A 19,041-nucleotide genomic window follows, 5' to 3' on the forward strand; every position below is an offset into this window, starting at 1 on the left:
TACAACCCGCATGCCAGACGGGTGGATACTGGGGAGGAAAACGACCATGTCACGCCTGATTCCGTCTGCCCGCACGATTCTCCGCGCCGGTGCCGCCTTCGCCGCGCTCGCTGCCGCGCCGGTCTTTGCGCAGGAGCAGGCCGCTGCCGACGCCGCGCAGACCGCCGAAGCCGAGCAAACCGCTGCCGACGGCGAGATCGTTGTGACTGCCCGCCGCCGCGAGGAAAGCCTGATCGACGTTCCGATCTCGATGTCGGTAATCTCGGGCGACGCGCTCGCGCGCAGCGGCGCGGCGGACATCACCGCGCTGCAGGACAAGACCCCCAACCTCACGCTCCAGATCGCGCGCGGCTCGAACTCGACGCTGATCGCGTTCAGCCGCGGCGTCGGCCAGCAGGACCCGCTCTGGGGTTTCGAGCCCGGCGTCGCGCTGTATCTCGACGACGTCTATGTCGCGCGGCCGCAGGGCGCTGTGCTCGACATCTTCGACGTCGAACGCGTCGAGGTGCTGCGCGGGCCACAGGGCACGCTCTATGGCCGCAACACGATCGGCGGCGCAGTGAAATACGTCACCAAGCGGCTCGGCAACGAATTCCGCGGCGTCGCACGCGCCTCCTATGGCTCGTACAACCAGCTCGACCTAGTCGGACAACTCACCGTGCCGATCGGCGACATCTTCTCGGTCGGCGGCGCCGTCGCGCGCTACAAGCGCGACGGCTTCGGCGAGAATCTCACCACCGGCGCCGAGCATTACGACAAGGATGTCATCGCCGCGCGGCTTTCGGCCGAGCTGACTCCGAGCGACAATATCTTCTTCCGCGTCTCGGGCGACCGCATCCTCGACAAGTCGCGCCCGCGCCACGGCACCCGGCTGCTCCCCAACGGCGCCGACCCGCGCTACGCGCCGACCGACAGCGTCTACGATACCCGCGCCGGCATCGGCGACGACAACCGCGTCGAGACCAAGGGCATCTCCGCCACCGGCGAGATCGGCCTGACGGACTCGCTGACGTTCAAGACGATCAGCGCCTGGCGCGAGGGCCATACCGACACGCTGATCGATTTCGACAACACCGCGCTGCCGACGCTCGACGTGCCCGCAGTCTATGACGATCGCCAGTTCACCCAGGAACTCCAGCTGCTGTTCGAGGGCGATCGCGTGCAGGGCGTCGCCGGGCTGTTCTACCTGAACGGCCGCGCGAGCGGCGCATTCGACACCGTGGTCGGGCTCGCCAACCTCACCACGCTGACGTCCGGCACCGTCTTCACCAAAAGCTACGCCGCGTTCGGCGATGTCAGCTTCGACCTGACCGAGCAGTTCAAGGTCTCGGTGGGCGCACGCTATACCAAGGACGACAAGACGGGGACGGTGTTCCGCCGCAATTATACCGGTATCCGCAGTCCGGTGTTCGGCAATGCCGCGGCGGTCCCCGGGCTCATCCGCACCGACTATACCAACAGCCGCAGCTTCGAGAAATTCACGCCGCGGGTGAGCCTGAGCTACCAGCCGAGCGCCGATCTCAATTTCTATGCGAGCTACGGCCAGGGCTTCAAATCGGGCGGGTTCGACATGCGCGGCGACGCCGTGTTCACGCCGACCACCGTAGACGGCTACGAGCCCGAGACGATCGACAGCTGGGAGGTCGGGATGAAGGGCGCGTTCCTCGACCGCATGCTGTTCGTCAACCTGGCCGGCTTCTATTCGAACTACAAGGACCAGCAGGTCACGATCCAGGTGCCCGCGCTGCCCAGCGGCATCGCCAGCTTCGTCGACAATGCCGGCAAGGCCGACATTTACGGCATGGAGCTCGAGCTGCGCGCCGTCCCCTCGCGCCATTTCTCGGCGACTGCGTCGTTCGGCTACACCCATGCCGACTACAAGGAGTTCCTGACCTTCATCGGCGGGGGCACCACGCCGGTGGACGTGGCGGACCAGCGGGTGTTCCAGAACACGCCGAAGTTCACCGTCAATGCCTCGGCGACCTGGTCGGCCGACCTCGCCGGCGGCAGCATCGCGCTGACGCCCGCGGTGTCGCTGCGCAGCGACTACAACATGTTCGAGATCCCGACCCCGGCACTCGACCAGGACGGCTATTTCCTCGTCGATGCGGCGCTCAACTGGACTTCGGGTGACGGGCGCTACCGAGTTGGCGTCGCCGCGCGCAATTTGACCGACGAGCGCTACCGCGTGGGCGGGTACAACTTCCCCGGGGCGCTCACCGGCAATTCGATCATCGGCTATTACGGCCCGCCACGCACGGTGACCGGCACCGTCGAAGTGCGGTTCTGATCGGCGACCCTGTCGTGTGACCTTTCCGAGCCGGGTGTCGCATGACGCCCGGCTCGTTTGCTTCTAGGGGGAACCCGATGCCCGACGTCTCTCTCCCCAGCCGCCGCTATCGCGGTGTCGTCCTGGCGATGCTGTTGCTGGTCTACACCTTCAATTTCCTCGACCGGCAGATCCTCAGCATCCTTGCCCAGCCGGTGAAGAAAGACCTCGGGCTCGACGACGCGCAGCTCGGCATGCTCGGCGGGCTCGCCTTCGCGGCGCTCTATTCGACCCTGGCGATCCCGCTGGCGCTGCTCGCCGACCGGACCAGCCGGACCTGGGTGATCACCATCTCGCTCGGCGTGTGGAGCGCGTTCACCGCTTTGTGCGGGCTGGCGCAGAATTTCACCCAGATGTTCCTGTTCCGCTTGGGCGTCGGCGTTGGCGAGGCCGGCGGAGTCGCGCCGAGCTATGCGCTGATCTCGGATTATTTCCCGGCGGAGCGGCGTGCTCGGGCGCTGTCAGTCTATTCGCTCGGCATTCCGCTCGGCGCCGCGGGTGGCGTGCTGCTCGGGGGCTATATCGCACAGAATGTAGAATGGCGGACGGCATTCATTGTCGTCGGGCTGGCCGGCCTGCTGATCGCCCCGGCGTTCAAGCTGGTGGTGAAGGATCGCCCGCGCCCCGCCGCGACCGTCGAGAACCAGGTTCCGGTCGCGCGGGTATTCGGCATCCTCGCCGCGAAACCCGCCTTCTGGCTGATGGCGTTCGGCGCGGCCGCCGGATCGATGTGCGGCTATGGCGTCGCCTTCTGGCTGCCGAGCCTGATGCAGCGCAGCTTCGGGCTGACGCTGGTCGAGACCGGCCAGTTCTTCGGCGCGCTCCTCCTCACCGGCGGGGTCGCGGGGATATTGCTCGGTGGCTGGCTCGGCGACCGCCTGGGCGCACGCAACCGCCGCTGGTACGCGCTGGCGCCGGCGATCTGCTACGTCGCGGGCGCGCCGCTGTTCATTGCCGGTGTGTTGTCGAGCAGCTGGCCGCTGGCGTTTGCGCTGTTCCTGCTGCCCCAGGCTTTGGTCTATGTCTGGCTCGGCCCGGTGCTCACTGCGGTCCAGCACCTCGTCCCCGCGCACATGCGCGCGACTGCCTCGGCGAGCTTCCTTCTGATCAACAATCTGATCGGGCTTGGGTTGGGCAGCTGGGCGATCGGATCGCTCTCCAAGGCGCTGACTCCGGCTTATGGCGACGAGGCGCTGCGCTATGCGATCGCGGCGGGGCTGTGCCTGTATGTCGTCGCCGGCGCGCTGATGGCGCTGGCGAGCCGCTTCCTCAAGCGGGACTGGGTGGACTAGCCTCCGGCGTTCCGCACGCCGGCCAGATAGGCTTTGGACGCGGCGCAGAGGTCACCCGAAAAGTGGCTTCCGGGAAGCGTATATAATCCGATCTTGCCATCGTCGCCGCGCCACGGGCCGAGCGCGACAACCTGCCGAGACAGTCCGATGCCGCCGCGTTCGAACCAGACGAACCAGAACTTGCCCACGCCATAGGCCCGCACGAACCGCGCGCGCGGCGCATCGGAGAAGCGGATATTGTCGGTCGATTCGAAATAGTCGCCTGCTTCGGCGATGCCTTGGGTGCCCTGGAAGAACCGCTCCAGCTCGGCGGCCGCGGTGGCGGGAAGGTCGGTCTTGCGCTCGACCAACTTCGCGGTCTGATCGAAGCTACACGCCGGGAACGCGGGCATCGCCGGGATCGGCGAGGCTTGCAGGAGAAGGGACAGCAGCATCGGCACCTCCACGCGAGACGCCGCTTTGCTACACGATCACCGCTCCCGCGTCGCCGCGAACTTCACCTTGGCATAGCGATCGGCGATATAGCCCACTTCCCAGGCCGATTTGGCGAGGAAAACCGGATTGCCGTCGCGGTCCTTGGCCATGGCGCCGCGGTTCAGCCCGATGAACTCTGCCAAGTCCTTGGGATCTTCGGCCGAGATCCAGCGCGCAGTCTCGAACGGCGCCATTTCAAGTCCAGCCGCGACCTTGTATTCGGCATCGAGGCGGCTGAGCAGCACGTCGAGCTGGAGCTGGCCGACCACGCCGATGATCCAGTTCGAACCGATCTCGGGATAGAAGACCTGAGTCACGCCCTCCTCGGCCATGTCGTCCAGCGCCTTGCGCAGCTGCTTGGTCTTGGTCGGATCCTTGAGCTGGACGCGGCGCAGGATTTCCGGTGCGAAGTTCGGCAGCCCGGTGAAGCGCACGTCCGCCCGCTCGCTCAGCGTGTCGCCCACCCGCAACGTGCCGTGATTGGGAATGCCGATGATGTCGCCCGGATAGGCCTCGTCCGCCAGTTCGCGTTCGCGCGCAAAGAACAGGATCGGCGAGTGGATCGCGATCGGCTTGCCGTGCCCGGTCGGGGTCAGCTTCATGCCGCGCTTGAAGGTGCCCGAGCACAGCCGCATGAACGCGATGCGATCGCGGTGATTGGGGTCCATGTTCGCCTGGACCTTGAACACGAAGCCGGTGACTTCGTCGCGGTCGGGCGAGACCGGCTCGGGCTCGGCGGGCTGCGAGCGCGGCGGCGGTGCGAATTCGGCAATCGCGTTGATCAGCGAATCGACGCCGAATTCCTTGAGCGCCGATCCGAAATAGACCGGCGTGAGATCGCCGTTGCGATAGGCCTCGCCATCGAATTCGGGATAGCCGACTCCGGCCAGCTCGACCTCCTCGCGCAGCTTGGCAAGATTCTCGGCCGAGACGATGGCGTCGAGCTGGGGATCGTCGAGCCCGGTCGTCTGGATCACCTTGCCCTGGAACTCGCGGCTGTCACCCTCGGGCAGCAGCAGGCGCTTGTTGGCGAGGTCGTAAATCCCCTCGAACGTGCCGCCCATGCCGACCGGCCAGGTCATCGGCGTGACGTCCAGCGCGAGCAAATTCGCCACTTCGTCGAGGATGTCGAACACCTCGCGCCCCTCGCGGTCGACCTTGTTGACGAAAGTGATGATCGGCACGTTGCGCAGGCGGCAGACCTCGAACAGCTTGCGCGTCTGGCTCTCGATGCCCTTGGCGACGTCGATCACCATGACGGCGGAATCGACCGCGGTCAGCGTGCGATAGGTGTCCTCGGAAAAGTCCTCATGGCCCGGCGTATCGAGCAGGTTGAAGGTGATCCCCTCGCGCTCGAAAGTCATCACCGAGCTTGTCACCGAAATGCCGCGCTGCTGCTCGATCTTCATCCAGTCCGATCGCGCACGCCGCGCCTGGCCGCGCGCCTTGACCTCACCGGCCAAGTGGATCGCGCCACCGAATAGCAGCAGCTTTTCGGTAAGCGTGGTCTTGCCCGCGTCGGGATGCGAGATGATCGCAAAGGTGCGGCGGTCGTTGATATGGTCGGAGGACATGCGTGTTTTTCCGTTCGTGCTGAGCCAGTCGGAGCACGGTTCTGTTGCTGCGGGCGGTAGAAGAAGCACCACGCTTCGACAAGCGCGGGGAGCGGACGAGAGTCAGTCTGCCAGCGTCACCTGCATGCTGAAGGTCCGCGCTTCGCCGGGTTCGAAGCGCAGGATGCCCGGCTTGTCCCAGATCTCGCCGGCGAAGCCGATCGGATCGGCGATCCCATGCCATGGCTCGACACAGACATAGCGCGCGCCGGGCTTGGTCCAGATCCCCAGCTTGGGCATCCCGACGAAGCCGATCTCCAGCCCTGGGCCGTCGCCGCCGTCATAGCGCACCGATTCGCTCGCCAGACTGTCCCACACCAGCGCGTCGCGCTCGAACAGCGCGTCGTCCAGGGTCAGCACGCGCCCGTCGAGCGGGCTCGGCCAGGTCTCAGGTGCGATCCAGCCGCCTTTGATCAGTGCGGACAGCGCAGCCGGCTCGTCCTTCTCGAATACGATCCGGTGATCCACCCGCGGCCGACCATAAGGCAGCGGCCAGGCAAAAGCAGGGTGGAAGCCGAAGCTGGCCGGCATCGGCACGTCGCCACGATTGGTCACCGTTACGTCGGTCGTCAGCGTCGCACCCTCCAGCGCAAACGCCGCGTCGAGCGTGAACGCGAACGGATAGACGGCGCGCGTCGCATCATTGTCCGCCAGCCGGAATACCGCGCGGTCCGGCGCCTGCACGATCACCTCGAAGCTCTGCCGCCGCGCAAAGCCGTGCGCGGGAAGCGGATATTCCTTGCCGTCCAGACGGTAGCGATCGTCCATCAGCCGCCCGACGATGGGGAACAGCAACGGCGCGCGTCCGCTCCAGAACACAGGATCGGCATCGGTCATCAGCTCGCGTCCTTCGGCATCGCGCAAGGACGAAAGCTCGGCGCCGAACGGGTTGATCGCCGCAGTCAGTTCGGCGCTGGCGATCTCGATCCAGTCCGTCATGCTCAACCCTCGCGATGCACGAGGAAGGGCGACCAGGCTTGGTTGACCGGCATCAGCTCGATCGCATTGACGTTGAGGTGCGGCGGCTGCTGCGCGACCCACAGCATCGTCGCGGCGATGTCGTCGGCGGTCATCGGGTTCACGCCGCCGTAGAGCTTGTCCGAAGTCTCCTGGCTGCCGGTGCGCACCAAAGTGAATTCAGTCTCGACCATGCCCGGCTCGATCGAGCAGACGCGTACGCCGGTGCCGATTAGGTCCGAGCGCAGGTTGAGGCTGAACTGGCGGACGAACGCCTTGGTGGCGCCGTACACGTTGCCGCCGGGGTAGGGATAGTTTGCCGCGACCGAGGACAGGTTGATAATCGCGCCTTTGCGATCGATTAACTGCGGCAAAAGCTTGTGCGTGATCGAGACCAGCGAGGAAATGTTGGTATCGATCATCGTCGTCCAGTTGGACAGCGCCGCCTGCTGTGCGGGCTCCAGCCCCAGCGCGAGCCCGGCATTGTTGATCAGCAAGTCGATGCCCCGGAACGCCTCGGGCAGTCCGTCGAGCGCCGCGTCGCGCGCGGCCTCATCGCGGATGTCGAATTCGAGCGTGTGGAGCGCGTCGCCCAGCTCGCCCCGCAGCGCTGACAGCCGATCGGCCCGCCGCCCGGTGCCGACCACCTTCCAGCCTGCGCCGACGAACGCCCGCGCCGCGGCTTCGCCGATGCCCGCGGTGACACCGGTGATGAGTGCGGTGGGCATGGATCAAATCTCCTCGATGCTGCGCGGCTCGCCGAGGTGCCACTGCTCCCCGTCGAACCGGTCTTCATGATCGTCATACTGGACAAGCGTGCCCACCGGCGCACCCAGTTCAGGCAGGTGCAGGCGGAGCACCGCCCGCGCCGCATCAATGTCCGTCGCGCCGAGATCGAGGATGGTCGAGACGATCTCGTCCTCGCCTTCCCCGTCCGACTCGAAATCGACGTTGCGGTAGAGCGTACCGCCGCCGACGCTGTATCCGGCGCCGGCCAATCGCAGCTCGGCATCGATGTGGATGCTGAAGCGATAGTGGCGCTCGGACGGATCGAGGTCCTCCGGCAGGACCACGAGCACGCATGCATAATCGTCCGGATCCTCCATCTTCCCGCGAAGACCCTGGAGGAACCGTTCGATCATTCGCTCAGCCACGCAGGCTCGCACCAAGCTTGCCCGCCGCGGCGACGACCTTGTCGGCCACCGCTTTCAATTCCGCATCGGTGAAGCTCTTCTCGCCTGGCTGGAGCGTCACTTCGACGGCAAGGCTCTTCTGCCCCTCGGGCACACCGGTGCCGGTGAAGACGTCGAACAGCCGCACATCGACGATCAGCGCCTTGTCGGCGCCCTTCACCGTGCGGACGAGATCGCCCGCCGCAAGCCCGGCGGGCACGAGGAAGGCGAAATCGCGGGTCACTGCCTGCAGTGCGGGCGGCGTGTAGGCCGGGCGCATGAAGCCGGTCCCGCGTTTGGCGGGAAGCGCATCGAGATAGATCTCGACCGCGGCAACATCGCCGTCGAGATCGAAGGCCTTGAGCACGCCCGGATGCACCATGCCGAATGCCGCGAGCACCGTCTTCGGCCCGAGCCGCAAGGTCGCCGACTGGCCGGGATGATAGACATCCCCAGCCTCGCCCATCACTTGCAGGTTCGCCACCGGCGCGCCGGCGGCCTCGAGCAAGGCCAGTGCCTCGGCCTTGGCGTCGTACGCGCCGAAGCGCTGGCCCTTGCCCCCCTGCCAGCCACGCGCCGAACGGTCACCCGCCAGCACCACGCCGAGCGTCAGCCGCTCCTTGTCGGCAAGATAGCGCCGGCCGATCTCGAACAGCCGGACGCCACTGGCGCCGCGCTTGAGGTTACGCTCCGCCGCGGCGAGCAGCCCTGGGAGCAAGGACGGCCGCATGACCTTCATGTCCTCGCTGATCGGGTTGGCGAGGCTCCACGCGCCGCCACCGAACGGCGCGGCTTCCGCCTCGGAGATGAAGCTCCACGTCACTGCTTCGTTGAGCCCGCGCGCGGCGGCGGTGCGGCGCAGCTTGCGTTCGAGCTTCTGCTCGGGCGTTGCGGTAGGACGCGCGACACCGGGGATGCGGGCGAGCGGCGTCGAGGGGACCTTGTCGATGCCTTCGATGCGGATGACTTCCTCGACGAGATCGGCAGCGCCGTCGACGTCGCGGCGCCAGCTCGGCACGGTGACGTTCCAGCTGCCATCGACCGCGAAGCCGAGGCTTTCAAGGATCGCCTTCTGCCGATCGTCAGCGACGGCGAGGCCGCCGAGCGTCTCGGCAAGTGCGGGATCATAGCCGAAGCTGCGCAGTGCCGTGGGCGCCTGCCCGGCGCGGGTGACTTCGCTTGCGCTGCCGCCGCACAGATCGACGACATAGCGCGCCGCGATCGCGATGCCGTCTTCGAGAAACGCCGGATCCACGCCACGTTCGAAGCGCGAGCGGGCATCGCTGGTCAGCATCAGCTTCTGGCCGGTCTTCGCGATTTGCTCGGGATCGAAGAAGGCGCATTCGATCACCACGTCGGTGGTAGCATCGGACACGCCGGTATCCTCGCCGCCCATGATCCCGCCGATGTCGTGAACGCCGGTGTCGTCGGCGATCACGGTGATAGTCTCGTCGAGCGTGTAGGTCTTCTCGTTGAGCGCGAGCACCTGTTCGCCGGCTCGCGCCTTGCGAACCACCAGCGCGCCGCTCAGCTTCGCCTTGTCATAGACGTGCAGCGGGCGACCAAGATCGATCATCACGTAATTGGTGATATCGACCAGCGCCGAGATCGGACGCTGGCCGATCGCCTTGAGGCGCTGCTGCATCCAGTCGGGCGAGGCGCCGTTGGCCACGCCGCTGACGGTCTGGCCGAAATAGGCCGGGCAGCCCTCGGGCGCCTCGATCCGCACTTCGGGGCCCGCGCCGCTGGTGGCGACCGGATCGACCTTGAGCGGCTTGAGCGTGCCCAGCCCCGCGGCGGCGAGATCGCGCGCAATCCCGCGCACGCCCATGCAATCCTGGCGATTGGGGGTGATCGAAACGTCGATCACCGCGTCGTTCAGGCCCGCATAATCGGGATAGGAGGTGCCTATGGGCGCGTCGGCGGGAAGCTCGATAATCCCGTCATGATCGTCGCCGAGTTCGAGCTCGCGTGTCGAGCACATCATGCCGTTCGATTCGACGCCGCGGACGGCGGCAACCTTGAGCTGCATGCCATTGGCCGGCACCACCGCGCCCGGAAGCCCAAGCACGCCGACCAGTCCGGCGCGGGCATTGGGTGCGCCGCAGACGACCTGCAGCGGCGCGCCATCGCCGGTGTCCACGGTGAGGACCTGGAGCTTGTCGGCTTGCGGATGGCGCTCGGCAGTGAGCACTTTGGCGACGCGGAATGCCGCGAGCTTCTCGCCCGGATTCTCGACGCCTTCGACTTCGAGGCCGACGCGAGTCAGCGCCTCCACGACGTCGTCGAGCGAAGCGGAAGTCTCAAGATGCTCCTTGAGCCAGCTCAGCGTGAACTTCATGCGCCCACTCCCCCGCTCAGCGTGGGCACGTCGAGCGCCGAGAAGCCGTAATGGCGCAGCCAGCGCAGGTCGCCGTCGAAGAACGCGCGCAAGTCATCCATCCCGTATTTGAGCATCGCGAGGCGATCGATCCCGCAGCCGAACGCGAAGCCCTGCCACTGGTCGGGGTCGTAGCCGCCGGCCTCGATCACCTTGCGGTGGACCATGCCGCTGCCGAGCACTTCCATCCAGCCTTCCGAGCCGCCGATCACGCGCTTGCCGTTGACCACCGAGAAGCCGACATCGACTTCCGCCGACGGTTCGGTGAACGGGAAATAGCTCGGGCGCAGCCGCAGCACGATATCGTCGCGCTCGAAAAACGCCTTGAGGAAGGTCTCCAGCGTCCATTTGAGATGGCCGAGCGTGATCCCCTTGTCGATCACCAGCCCCTCGACCTGGTGGAACATCGGGGTGTGGGTCGCGTCCGAATCCGAACGGTAGGTGCGGCCGGGCGCGATGATTCGGATCGGCTTGTCGCCACCCGCCGCGAGCATCGTGCGGATCTGCACCGGCGATGTGTGCGTGCGCAACAGCATCTTGCGCGCGTCGCCTTCGGTCTCGGGGAAATAGAAGGTGTCGTGCATCGCCCGTGCCGGATGGGTCTCGGGGATGTTGAGCGCAGTGAAATTATGCCAGTCGTCCTCGATCTCGGGGCCGGTGGCGACTGCAAAGCCGAGATCGGCGAAGATCTCCGCCAACTCGTCCATCACCTGGCTCACCGGATGCACCGAACCCGCGGGCACGGCATCGACCGGCAAGGTCATGTCGAGCGTCTCGCTCGCCAGCCGCGCGTCGAGCGCCAGCCGCTCGAGCGACGCCTTGCGCTCGGTCAGCGCTGCAGTCACTGCCTCGCGCAGCCCGTGGATGCGCGGGCCCTGCTCCTGGCGCTCTTCGGGGCTCATGCCCCCCAGCGTCTTGAGCAGCCCGGTGATCGCGCCCTGCTTGCCGAGCGCGTGGACGCGCAGCGCCTCGAGCGCATCGAGACCGCTCGCGGCGTCGATCGAGGCGAGCAGGTCGCTGCGCAAATGTTCGAGATCGGTGGTCATGGAAATCCGTTCTTAGTGCGAGGAGGCTCGAACCGCAGTCGAGCCCTCAGGTCAAGCCCCGTGCTCCTGCTTCCGCCGGAGCAGCAACCAGCTACACCCGGCTTCCCAGCAGCGCGCCGCCAAAGCCGATGAACATCACGCCCGTGCCGCGATTGAACAGCCGCTGGCGGTTGGCAGGCGCCAGCCAGGCGGCGAGCGAGCGTCCACCCAGCGCATAGACGCCGTACCAGAAGCCTTCGATCACCACGAAGCTCGCCACCAATATGCCGAGCTGGAGCCAGAACGGCCGGCTGGTGTCGAGGAATTGCGGGAACAGCGCCGCGGCGAAGATGATCAGCTTGGGATTGGACATGCCCGTCGCGAGCCCGGTGCCGAACAGCGCGCCCGCCGAGCGCCGCGTGTGCGGATCGGCCGCAGCCTCGCCGATGGGCGCGCGCCACGCCTTGATCCCCAGCCAGATCAGATACGCCGCACCGGCATAACGCAGCACGTCGTACAGCCCCGGCGACGCCTTGAGCAGCGCGCCCAGCCCCGCCGCCGAGGCGAGCAGGCACAGCAGGACCGCGCTCATCAGCCCGGTCATCGAGAAGAGCGCACGGCGCGGCCCGTGATGGATGCTCTGCACCATCACATGGAGCATGTTCGGGCCCGGCGTCCCCGCGATCAGGAACACGGCAGTGACGTAGAGCCACCAGGTGTGCAGTGCCATCTCGTACCTTCCTTCGTCACCCCGGCCGAAGTGCCGGGGTCCACTGTGCCCCACGCGAGCCGCTCACGCCTCTTGCCGCTCTCCCAGCCTCCCGGTGGACCCCGGCACTTCGGCCGGGGTGACGGAAGGGGGACCGTCAGAACGAAAAAGGGCGCCGGTGGAATCCACCGACGCCCCGTTTTCCGGTCGCTACAGGTCGCTTCAGGCGGCCTGGGGCAGTGCCGCCTTCGCCTGCGCTACGATGGCGGTAAACGCCTCGCCTTCGTGCATCGCGATATCGGCCAGGACCTTCCGGTCGAGTTCGATGCCGGCGAGCTTGAGCCCGTGCATGAACTGCGAATAGGTCAGGCCTTCGGCGCGAACGCCGGCGTTGATGCGCTGGATCCAGAGACCACGGAAGGTCCGCTTCTTAACCTTGCGGTCGCGATACGCGTACTGGCCGGCCTTTTCGACGGCCTGCCGCGCGATGCGGATCGTGTTCTTGCGACGGCCGCGATAGCCCTTCGCCTGTTCCAGGATATTCTTGTGCTTTGCGCGGGTGGTAACACCCCGTTTTACGCGTGCCATGTCTGCTGGGCTCCCTTAACGCAGGCCGTACGGCGCCCACGCGATAACGCGGGCGGTATCGGCGTCGGCGAGCACGGAGGTGCCGCGATTCTGGCGGATGTACTTCGCGTTGTGCGAAATCAGGCGGTGGCGCTTGCCGGCGACTCCGTGCTTCACCTTGCCGGTGGCGGTGAGCTTGAAGCGCTTTTTGACGCCGCTCTTGGTCTTGAGCTTGGGCATTTTGGTCTCCTTAACAGCTCGGACGTGCGAACAGCCGCGGCAGCCCTTGATGGCCGGGCGTGTTCCTGACGTCCGAGGAAAGCGGGGCGCATAGCCGCACCCGCGCCGCAATGCAACCTGAGTCCGCGTCCTGTACCCCCGCCAGGGGGAAGATACACGCGGCGCCTCTCAGCGTGGCCGGATCGGAACCCTCAGGGTCTACAGGCTTTTCACCACGATGGCAGATCGTGACGCACCCATAACCGCTGCCGAACCGGCTCCCCCCGGCAACGCGCCCGCCAAGCCGGCCCGCGCGCTGGGCACGCCGCTCGCCAGCGTGATCGCCGTCGTCACCACGATCCTCGGCCTGATCGTCCTCGCCTGGGCGATCCTGTTCGTCACCAAGGGCCGCTTCCTCAAGCCGACCTTCGAGAAAATCGTCGCCGCGCAGACCAACCGCGAGGTCAAGGTGGCGGGCGATTTCCAGCTCTATTTCGCGCCGTTCAACGTCAAGTTCCTCGCCGAGGGGCTGACCGTCTCCAACCCGCAATGGGCCGGCCGCGGCAATTTCTTCTCGGCCAAGAAGATCGACACGCGAATCTCCACCTGGAGCCTGATCACCGGCAATCGCCGGATCAATTGGCTGGGGCTCGAGGACGGCCATGTCGACCTGCAATGGGACAAGGCAGGCAAGCGCAACACCTGGACCTTCAACGAGTCGCAGGAGAAGGGCGACCCGCTCGAGCTGCCGATCATCCGCCGCGCGCTCGTCCAGGGCACGCTCGTCCGCTATGTCGATCCGCGGATGCAGGTCGAAGCCGGCATCCGCATCCACACGGTCGAGGCCAGGGACACCCAGTTCGCCAGCGCGATTCGCTTCGACGGCAACGGCACGGCGCGCGGCACGCGCTTTATCTTGGCCGGCGCGCTGCTCACCCCCAACGCCACCGTTTCGGGCGGGCAGAACCAGCTCCAGCTCCATGTCGAGGGTGTCCGCACCCAGATCGACGTGTCGGGCACGCTCCCCGGCGCCACCGAGATCGAAGGCGCCGACCTCCAGATGGATGCGCGCGGCCAGAACCTTGCGGACGTGTTCGCAGTCGCCGGCATCGCCGTGCCGGACACGCGCAACTATCGCTTCCGCTCGGCGCTGACGAAGCGCGGCGACGAATGGCGCTTCACCAAGTTGCGGGGCCGATTCGGTGCCAGCGATCTCGCCGGCAAGTTCACTGTGAAGCTGAAGGAGCCGCGGCTGCTGCTCACTGCGGATCTCGCCACGCGCACGCTCGACATCATCGATGCCGGCCCGTTCATCGGCTACAGCCCGCAGGCGTCGGCCGCAGGCAAGGTGGTGACCCAGGCGGCGGGCACCCCGCGGATCCTGCCGGACGCGCCGCTGCGGGTCGAGGCGCTCAAGAATTTCGACGCCAAGGTCAACTGGACCGTCCGCACCGTGCGTGCCGAGAGCTTGCCGGTATCGAACATCACGCTCGGCCTCGACCTAGAAGACCGCCTGCTCAAGCTCAGCCCGCTCAATTTCAGCCTCGCGCGCGGCACCGTCAGCTCGGACATCACGATCAACGCGCGCCGCGAGCCGGTCTTCACCGAATATGACATCCGCCTGTCGCCCACGCCGATGGGCGTGCTGCTCGCCGGGTTCGGCGTCGAGGAATCGGGCACCACCGGCACGCTCAAGGCACGCGTCCAGATGACCGGATCGGGCAACAGCGTGCGCGATTCGCTGGCCAATTCGAATGGCCGCATCGCAGTTATCCTGCCCAAGGGCAGCTTCTGGACCCGCAACATCCAGCTCGCCGAGCTCGATATCGGCACCTTCATCCAGAAGATGTTCGAGAAGAAATTGAAGGAGCCGGTCCAGATCAATTGCGGCCTGATCGGGTTCAGCGTCCGCAACGGTATCGCCGCCGCCGATCCGATCCTGATCGACACGCAGAAGAGCGTGATGCTGGGCCGCGGCGGGTTCAGCTTCAAGAACGAGACGATCGACATGGCCTTCCGGGCCGACAGCAAGAAGTTCAGCCTGTTCGCCGGCCAGTCGCCGGTGGGCATCGGCGGCTATTTCTCGCGCCCCAGCATCGACGTGATCAGTCCCGAGCTGCTCGGACGCGCCGGTGCGGGTGTAGGCCTCGCCCTTGTCGCAAGCCCGTTGGCTGCGGTGATCGCGTTCGTCGATGTCGGGGATGCCAAGGCGGCCGATTGCGGGCCGGTCCTCGCCGGCGCCTCTGCCCGCTCCCAGCGCACCGACAAGGGCAAGCCCCGCGACGATGTCGGCAAGGGCACCACCGCGAAGTCCGAGGACGGCAAGGCCTCGAAGGGCGAGCGCAAGGAGCAGCGCAAGAAGTTCCTGGGAATTTTCTGAAGATCGTACCTACGCTCCCGATCGGCGCTTATTTCGGCGCCAACCCGTCGCTTTCAGCGGAAAGCCGCATGTTCTGACATGCGTGCCAACCGACCGTCCGCCAATCAATGCCCGCGGCAGGCCAGCGCTTCGAGGATGTCCTCCACGCGCGCCGGATCGCCCGCGGCGATGACTTCGCCGTTGCTGCCGGCGTGGAGCGGATCGCCCTGCCAGTCGCACATCCGCCCGCCCGCGCCCTCGACCACCGGCACCAGCGCGGCGAAATCGTGGAGCTTCAATCCGGCCTCGACCACCACGTCCATCCAGCCGCTGGCGACGCAGCCGTAATTATAGCAGTCGCCGCCCAGCACGGTGCTCATCACTGCGGCGTCGAGATGCTCGAAGGCGTGCAGCTGATCGTCGCCGAACAGCGCCGGCGACGTCGTGCCGAGAATCGCATCCTTCAGCTCGCGGCAGCGGCGCGTCTCGGCCGGCTTGCCGTTGAACAAGGTCGGGCGCCCCGCGACGCCGAGCCAGCGCTCGCCGATCACGCACTGGTCGATCACCCCGAGCACCGGCCAGCCATCCTCCAGGAGCGCGATCAGCGTGCCGAAGATCGGGCGGCCGGCGATAAAGGCGCGGGTGCCATCGATTGGATCGAGCACCCATTGCCGGCCGCTCGAGCCCTCGCGAACGCCGAATTCCTCGCCGATGATGCCGTCCATCGGCCGCTCGGCGACGATCAGCCGCCGCATCGCCTCCTCGGCCTCGCGGTCGGCGAGCGTCACCGGCGACAGATCCTCCTTGGCCTCGAGGCCGAAGCTGCCCCGGAAGCGAGGGCGGATCGCCGCACCGGCGGCATCGGCAAGGCGCTCGGCGAGCGCGATATCGGTCTTGGAAACGGGCATGCCCCCGGCCCTACCCGCCCGATTTTGACTCGCCAAGGTCACAAAGCGCTGGCAACCGTTTCGCCCATGCGCCTCCTCCTGTGTCTCCTGGGCTTTTCGATCGCCGCGCCCGCCGCTGCGCAGTTGCGCGCCGTGCCGGCCCAGCCCGCTTCGGAAGTCGAGGCGTTGCGCGGCGTCGAAGTATTCCTGGTCAACGAAACCGCGACGCCGCTCGCCGATGCCGGACCGCGCCAGATCGAAGTCACCGCCGTCGACGGCACCCGCCTCGTCCTCGAACGCGTCCCCGGCCCGACGCCGACGATTGCCCCGGGCGGCTTCGCCAAGGCGCGCTACGTGCCGGTAAGCGTCGCCCAGGCCGCAGTGCCGCCGTCCGAACGCCATCCGCCCGCAGTGATTCCCGCCGAGGAGACTGTGGTCCAGAGCTCGACCGGCTCCTCCTCTGCGTTCGTCGATCGCTTCGAACCGCACGAGCCGATCTACGGCGTGTTCGGCACCGGCGATGCCGGCGGGAAGCTCCAGATGAGCTTCGCCTTCCGCCCCTTTGCCGAAGATGCGCCGCTCAAGCTCGGCAATCTGCGCTTCGCATATACCCAGACGATGTTCTGGGCGCTGCGAGAGCCCTCCGGCCCGTTCCGCTCGACCAATTACAGCCCCGAAGTCTATGCCGACATCCCGTTCGACGAGACGACCAAGGTGGCGTTCGGCTGGCGCCACGATTCGAACGGTCGCGGCATGGTCGACTCGATCGACGTCAACCGCATCTTCGGCCGCGTCGAGAAAAGCTTCGACTTGGGTGGCGACTGGCGGCTCGATGTCGCGCCGCAGGCCTGGTTCTATGTCGGCAAGTTCGGAACCGCGCCCGACGTGAAGGACTATCTGGGGTACACCGCGCTTACCGCGGCGATCCAGCAGAAGGACGGGCTCAAGCTGTCGCTCAGCGGCCGCGGCAATTTCGAGACGGGCAAGGGCGGTGCCGAGCTGTTCGCTTCCTATCCGCTGGCACGGATCGGCGGCGGCATCGGATTCTATCTCTTCGGCCAGGCCTTTTCCGGCTATGGCGAGGCGCTAGACGATTATCGACGCAACGATACCCATGCCCGAATCGGCATCGCGCTGACGCGATAGACCGGCCAACGACTCCAGGAGTGATGCCATGCGGACCAAGCTTTTCCTCGCTGCCCTGCTCCTGCCGCTGTCGCTGCCGGTAGAGGCCGCGCTCGCGCCCGGTGCCGTCGCGCCCGACTTCTCGGCGGCCGGCGCGATGGCGGGCAAGCCCTATAGCGTCAGCCTGAAGGCGGCGCTCAGGAAGGGCCCGGTCGTCCTCTATTTCTTCCCCGCTGCGTTCACCGGCGGCTGCAACGCCGAGGCGGCGGCCTTCGCAGCCGCACTGCCCGACTTCACCAAGGCCGGTGCGACGGTGATCGGCATGACCGCGGGCAATGTCGATCAGCTCGCGCGCTTCTCGAGCGAGCATTGCGCGGGCAAGTTCGCGGTCGCGGCGGCCAGCCCGGTGGTGATCAAGGGCTATGACGTCCTGCTCAAGAAGCCCGACGGCACGCCGACGACGGTCACCAGCCGCACCAGCTATGTCATCGCGCCGAGCGGCAAGATCGTCTTCGCGCACAATGATATGAACCCCAACGACCATGTCCGCATGACGCTGGACGCCGTCCGCAAGCTCAAGGCGAAGCGGGGCTGACCGGATCTCGGGCTTCATTCTTGGGAAAGTTTTCGCTCACCCTATTTTAGCAGTTCGTCGCTAGACCCCTCGATCAATAGATATGCGGGCGGCACCGCAAGATCGTCCGCAACTTGATGCAGGGGTAGAGCTATGGCCGGCGCAAGGGCCGTCCGGGCGGCAGAGACAAGCGATTCGTCGCGCCGCCTATACGACCGAATCGGCGAGTTCCTGGTCGATCAGCGCCTCGAGGCTGATCCCGGCAACTACGCCTTTGCTTATCATCTGCTCGCCAATCCGGACGGGCCGCTGGCCCGCGCCGTCTATGCGCTGACCGACGGCGGCGTGCGCCTGACCAAGCGCGACATCGAGACGCTGGGCTGCGAAGTCCAGCCGAGCGCCGACGACGGCAAGGTCGCCAAGGAAAAGACCGAAAAGGCCAACGGCCTCGTCGCCCGCACGCAGATGCAGGTCGAAGGCTTTCAGGACATGGTCACTGCGATGCGCGCCGAGACCGAAGGCTTCGGCCGCGACCTTGCCGCCAGCGCCGAGGCGATCTCGCGCTCGACCGAGGCGGCCGGGGTGCCGGCGATCGACGAAGTGACTCGCCTTACCACTGCGATGCTCGATCGCGTCCGCAGCGCCGAGGCGCGGCTCGAATCGGCGACTCGCGAGGCAAGCGACCTTCGCCGCGAGCTCGAGGAAGCCCGCGACAATGCCCGCCGCGACCCGCTCACCGATCTGCCCAATCGCCGCGCGATCGAGGAAGCCTATGCGGCCCAGGCAACCGCGGGCACGCATATCTGCCTGGCGGTGTGCGACGTCGATCACTTCAAGTCGGTCAACGACCGCTTCGGCCATGCCGTGGGCGACCGCGTGCTCAAGGCGATTGCCGAGACGCTGAGCCAGACCTGCGCCGGCCATCTCGTCGCGCGCTATGGCGGCGAGGAATTCGCCGTATTGTTCACCGGCGTCGATATCGAGACCGCTCGCGCCACGCTCGATGCCGCCCGGGCGACGGTGGCGACCAAGCGCTATCGGCTTCGCGAAAGCGACGCGCCGCTCGGCGAGATCACCTTCTCTGCCGGCCTGGCTGCGGCACTGCCCGGCGATGGCCTGTCGACGGTGTTCCACCGTTCGGACCGCCTGCTCTATTCGGCGAAGACCGCGGGCCGGAACCGGCTGCATGTCGAGTGCCCGGAAACGGACATATGATGTGCGCTTTCGATTGGCATTTTACGCCAATCGATAGTGTGGAATTTCCCAACTCTTCCTCAACCAACTAGGCCGCTATAAGCCTTTTCAGCAACTTAGCCGAGTTGGCACGCTCCCTGCTATATTGGTTGGCATCGGCAGCCG

At 66.5% G+C, this 19,041-nt stretch carries 17 protein-coding genes; 6 read left to right on the top strand and 11 right to left on the bottom strand.

Features of this window, described 5'->3' with window-relative positions; translation table 11 throughout:
* Nucleotides 1-46: 46 nt before the first annotated feature.
* Entirely contained in the window at nucleotides 47-2,290 is a 2,244-nt protein-coding gene (locus tag BXU08_RS13035) for a TonB-dependent receptor (RefSeq protein ID WP_077510450.1), read from the top strand.
* Between the two features lie 77 nt (nucleotides 2,291-2,367).
* Nucleotides 2,368-3,621: an MFS transporter gene (locus BXU08_RS13040; protein ID WP_077510451.1), complete on the top strand. Its 1,254-nt coding sequence runs from the start codon at nucleotides 2,368-2,370 to the stop codon at nucleotides 3,619-3,621.
* Here the strand turns inward: BXU08_RS13040 and BXU08_RS13045 are convergent.
* The 10 genes from BXU08_RS13045 to rpmI all read right to left on the bottom strand — a co-directional run bounded on the left by BXU08_RS13045 (nucleotide 3,618) and on the right by rpmI (nucleotide 12,758).
* On the bottom strand, nucleotides 3,618-4,055 hold the full coding sequence (locus BXU08_RS13045; RefSeq protein ID WP_077510452.1) for a hypothetical protein: 438 nt from the start codon (nucleotides 4,053-4,055) through the stop codon (nucleotides 3,618-3,620). The two genes, BXU08_RS13040 and BXU08_RS13045, sit on opposite strands and share 4 nt — an antisense overlap.
* A 36-nt stretch (nucleotides 4,056-4,091) precedes the next feature.
* Nucleotides 4,092-5,669, bottom strand: coding sequence for a peptide chain release factor 3 (locus BXU08_RS13050; RefSeq protein ID WP_077510453.1), 1,578 nt, complete (start codon nucleotides 5,667-5,669; stop codon nucleotides 4,092-4,094).
* 102 nt (nucleotides 5,670-5,771) lie between these two features.
* Entirely contained in the window at nucleotides 5,772-6,647 is an 876-nt protein-coding gene (locus BXU08_RS13055; RefSeq protein ID WP_077510454.1) for an aldose 1-epimerase family protein, read from the bottom strand.
* Between the two features lie 2 nt (nucleotides 6,648-6,649).
* The gene (locus BXU08_RS13060) at nucleotides 6,650-7,393 is read right to left on the bottom strand and encodes an SDR family NAD(P)-dependent oxidoreductase (RefSeq protein ID WP_077510455.1); all 744 of its coding nucleotides are present in this window, start codon (nucleotides 7,391-7,393) and stop codon (nucleotides 6,650-6,652) included.
* A gap of 3 nt (nucleotides 7,394-7,396) precedes the next feature.
* Nucleotides 7,397-7,807 carry a hypothetical protein gene (locus BXU08_RS13065; RefSeq protein ID WP_077510456.1) on the bottom strand — a complete coding sequence of 137 codons (411 nt, stop codon included), beginning with the start codon at nucleotides 7,805-7,807 and terminating at the stop codon, nucleotides 7,397-7,399.
* Between the two features lie 4 nt (nucleotides 7,808-7,811).
* A complete protein-coding gene (pheT, locus tag BXU08_RS13070; protein ID WP_077510457.1) occupies nucleotides 7,812-10,178 on the bottom strand; it encodes a phenylalanine--tRNA ligase subunit beta in 2,367 nt (788 codons plus the stop codon).
* On the bottom strand, nucleotides 10,175-11,263 hold the full coding sequence (gene pheS / locus BXU08_RS13075; RefSeq protein WP_077510458.1) for a phenylalanine--tRNA ligase subunit alpha: 1,089 nt from the start codon (nucleotides 11,261-11,263) through the stop codon (nucleotides 10,175-10,177). Before pheS ends, pheT begins: the two co-directional genes overlap by 4 nt.
* A gap of 91 nt (nucleotides 11,264-11,354) precedes the next feature.
* Nucleotides 11,355-11,972, bottom strand: a complete 618-nt coding sequence (locus tag BXU08_RS13080; RefSeq protein ID WP_077510459.1) for a LysE family translocator — start codon at nucleotides 11,970-11,972, stop codon at nucleotides 11,355-11,357.
* Between the two features lie 201 nt (nucleotides 11,973-12,173).
* Nucleotides 12,174-12,539 (bottom strand): 50S ribosomal protein L20, encoded by a 366-nt coding sequence (gene rplT / locus BXU08_RS13085; protein ID WP_056616278.1) that lies wholly within the window; start codon nucleotides 12,537-12,539, stop codon nucleotides 12,174-12,176.
* 15 nt (nucleotides 12,540-12,554) lie between these two features.
* Nucleotides 12,555-12,758 (bottom strand): 50S ribosomal protein L35, encoded by a 204-nt coding sequence (gene rpmI / locus BXU08_RS13090; protein WP_077510460.1) that lies wholly within the window; start codon nucleotides 12,756-12,758, stop codon nucleotides 12,555-12,557.
* Between the two features lie 217 nt (nucleotides 12,759-12,975).
* On the opposite strand from rpmI, the gene BXU08_RS13095 reads away from it, so the two are divergent.
* Nucleotides 12,976-15,117, top strand: coding sequence for an AsmA family protein (locus tag BXU08_RS13095; RefSeq protein ID WP_077510461.1), 2,142 nt, complete (start codon nucleotides 12,976-12,978; stop codon nucleotides 15,115-15,117).
* Nucleotides 15,118-15,221: 104 nt separating this feature from the next.
* Here BXU08_RS13095 and hisN read toward each other — a convergent pair whose 3' ends face one another.
* Nucleotides 15,222-16,004 carry a histidinol-phosphatase gene (gene hisN / locus BXU08_RS13100; RefSeq protein ID WP_077510462.1) on the bottom strand — a complete coding sequence of 261 codons (783 nt, stop codon included), beginning with the start codon at nucleotides 16,002-16,004 and terminating at the stop codon, nucleotides 15,222-15,224.
* Between the two features lie 66 nt (nucleotides 16,005-16,070).
* Here hisN and BXU08_RS13105 point away from each other — a divergent pair, with 66 nt between their 5' ends.
* The 3 genes from BXU08_RS13105 (at nucleotide 16,071) to BXU08_RS13115 (ending at nucleotide 18,897) form a co-directional block, all read left to right on the top strand.
* Nucleotides 16,071-17,129 carry a phospholipase A gene (locus tag BXU08_RS13105; RefSeq protein WP_077510463.1) on the top strand — a complete coding sequence of 353 codons (1,059 nt, stop codon included), beginning with the start codon at nucleotides 16,071-16,073 and terminating at the stop codon, nucleotides 17,127-17,129.
* Nucleotides 17,130-17,157: 28 nt separating this feature from the next.
* On the top strand, nucleotides 17,158-17,703 hold the full coding sequence (locus BXU08_RS13110; protein WP_077510464.1) for a peroxiredoxin: 546 nt from the start codon (nucleotides 17,158-17,160) through the stop codon (nucleotides 17,701-17,703).
* 132 nt (nucleotides 17,704-17,835) lie between these two features.
* Complete coding sequence (locus BXU08_RS13115) at nucleotides 17,836-18,897, top strand: GGDEF domain-containing protein (protein WP_077510465.1); 1,062 nt, start codon at nucleotides 17,836-17,838, stop codon at nucleotides 18,895-18,897.
* The last annotated feature ends 144 nt before the right edge of the window (nucleotides 18,898-19,041 follow it).

It is taken from the genome of Sphingomonas sp. LM7 (genome assembly GCF_002002925.1).
Lineage (GTDB): Bacteria > Pseudomonadota > Alphaproteobacteria > Sphingomonadales > Sphingomonadaceae > Sphingomonas.